3 protein-coding genes are annotated in these 2,422 nt (G+C 58.6%); 2 read left to right on the forward strand and 1 reads right to left on the reverse strand.

Annotated features, from left to right (window positions below; genetic code table 11):
• The coding region (locus tag QMM04_RS22160; RefSeq protein WP_282997061.1) for an MFS transporter at window positions 1–770 on the forward strand (770 nt) is incomplete at its 5' end.
• Between the two features lie 6 nt (window positions 771–776).
• A complete protein-coding gene (locus tag QMM04_RS22165) occupies window positions 777–1,565 on the forward strand; it encodes a substrate-binding domain-containing protein (protein WP_282997063.1) in 789 nt (262 codons plus the stop codon).
• Here QMM04_RS22165 and QMM04_RS22170 read toward each other — a convergent pair.
• Window positions 1,537–2,422: LysR family transcriptional regulator (locus tag QMM04_RS22170; RefSeq protein ID WP_282997062.1), on the reverse strand; the 886-nt coding region annotated here is incomplete at its 5' end. The genes QMM04_RS22165 and QMM04_RS22170 overlap by 29 nt on opposite strands.

Genomic DNA, 2,422 nt, shown 5'->3' on the forward strand with positions numbered 1-2,422 from the left:
CCCTGATGGAAGAGAGCGCCATTCGTGACTGGGGCTGGCGTATCCCCTTCCTGTTTGGCTGCCTGATTGTGCCGTTTATCTTTTTTTTACGCCGCAATCTGGAAGAAACCGAGGCGTTCAACGCGCGTCGCCACTCTCTGGCTATGGGTCAGGTCTTTAAAACGCTGCTCGCAAACTGGCAGGTTGTTATCGCCGGCATGCTGATGGTGGCAATGACCACGACGGCGTTTTATCTCATCACCGTTGACGCCCCAACGTTGGGCAAAAAAGTCCTTCTGCTGAGCGCATCGGACAGCCTGCTGGTTACGCTGCTGGTCGCCGTCTCAAACTTCATCTGGCTGCCGGTGGGCGGCTCGCTGTCGGACCGGTTCGGGCGAAAACCGGTACTGGTTGCCATGACTCTCCTTGCCCTGGCGACCACCTACCCTGCGCTGACGCTGCTGGCAAACGCCCCCAGCTTCTCGATGATGCTGGGCGTCCTGCTGTGGCTCTCTTTTCTTTACGGCATGTATAACGGCGCGATGATCCCTGCCCTGACGGAGATCATGCCCGCAGAAGTGCGCGTGGCGGGCTTCTCTCTGGCCTATAGCCTGGCGACGGCCCTCTTCGGGGGTTTTACGCCGGTGATGTCCACCGCACTGATTGAGTACACCGGTGATAAAGCGTCTCCGGGTTACTGGATGAGCTTCGCGGCCATCTGCGCCCTGCTGGCGACGCTTTACCTCTATCGCCGCCGCGCGTTAGTCCTGCAAAACGCTCTGGAGGAATAAATGGCTATGCTCAACCTCAGACTCAGTTTTGCCTTACTGATACTCTGCGCCGTCAGCACCGCCGCTCTCGCACAGGACGTGACCGTGATGATCTCGGGCGGCTTCAGGGCCGCACTGGAGAAACTTGCCGTGCAGTATGAAGCAAAAAGCGGCGACAGAATCGTTTTGATATCCGGCCCCTCAATGGGTAAAACGCCGCAGGCCATTCCCGCCCGTCTTGCGAGAGGCGAAAAAGCAGACGCGGTGATTATGGTTGGGGATGCCCTCAACGCCCTTGACCAGCAGGGTAAGATTGTGCCGGGCTCTCGCGTTGAGCTTGCAGACTCTCCGGTAGGTATGGTGGTCCAGAAAGGCGCCCCGGCACCGGATATCTCAACGGCATCTGCGCTGCGCAAAACGTTGCTCAACGCACGCTCCGTGGCCTATTCCGACAGCGCAAGCGGCAGGTACGTTGAGAGCCAGCTTTTCCGCAGGCTGGGCATTGAAAGCCAGCTGAAGGACAAGGCCCACAGGGTTGAGCGTATTCCCGTGGCCTCGGAAGTGGCGAAAGGGAAATATACGTTGGGCTTTCAGCAGGTCAGCGAACTTCTGCCGGTATCGGGCGTCACTTTCGTGGGCCCATTACCCGGCGAACTGCAGTACATCACGCGCTTTGCAGGGGCGGTAATTGAGGGGGCGATTCATCCCGAGAAGGGAAAAGCGCTGCTCAGCTTTCTCTCATCGCCCGAGGCCCGAGGCGTCATCACCTCAACGGGCCTGATACCCGTTACGCCGACACGCGAAACTGGTCGGTGATCAGCTTTTCAAGCTCAACGGCGAGATAAGACTGAATACGACCGCTGCGGCGCATCAGCCCTACGGTGCGCAGGACCTCAGGCTCGGTGAGGGGAATGTGCGTTAGCACAGACTGTTCGGAGCGCGGCATGGACATCGCGGGAACGGCAGCAATGCCGATCCCGGCTTCAACCATCCCCAGCAGCGTGGTGACATGGCGCGTTTCACAAATGCTGGGCCGCTCAGGGTGAATATGCCCGAGCCGCTGATCGAGCAGATTGCGGTTGCCGGACGTTTTATCGAGACTGATATAATCCTGCTGATAAAAAGCCTGCCATGTCAGGCTTGTTCTTTTCGCCAGGTCGCTGTCACGGCGGCAGGCGGCGACGTAGACATCCTCTATCAGCGGCACAAATTCAAGGTCAGGCTGCAGGTGACGGGCAAAGCAGATGCCGAAATCTGCCTGCCCGCTGGCCACCGCGTCGATCACGCTACCGGCGCTGCTGTCTATCAGCTTTATGCGCACGCGCGGGTAGCGCTTTCGGAAGCGGCGGATGATATCCGGCATAAAATAGTAAGCAGCTGAAGGAACGGTTGCTACGGTAATCAGCCCCGTGCGTTCCTCATTGACTTTATCAATATCGGCAAGCATGACTTCCACATCCTGAAGAAGCTGCCCGCAGCGCTCGGCAAAGGTTTGCCCGTAAAGGGTGAGCGTGACGCGCCGGGTCGTTCGGTCAAAGAGCCTCGCGCCGATGGCCGCCTCCAGCTTTTCAATACGCCGACTCAGCGCGGACTGTGAAAGGCAAATTGACTCGGCGGCGATACGGAAATTGCCATATTCCAGCAGCGCCCGGAAAGCGTAGAGATCGTTAAGG

This window comes from Pantoea sp. Pa-EAmG, assembly GCF_030024295.1.
GTDB classification, from domain to species: domain Bacteria; phylum Pseudomonadota; class Gammaproteobacteria; order Enterobacterales; family Enterobacteriaceae; genus Pantoea; species Pantoea dispersa.

Coding starts and splice junctions, on each gene's coding strand:
- QMM04_RS22165 (WP_282997063.1), top strand. CDS start 777: ATGCTCAACCTCAGACTCAGTTTTGCCTTACTGATACTCTGCGCCGTC.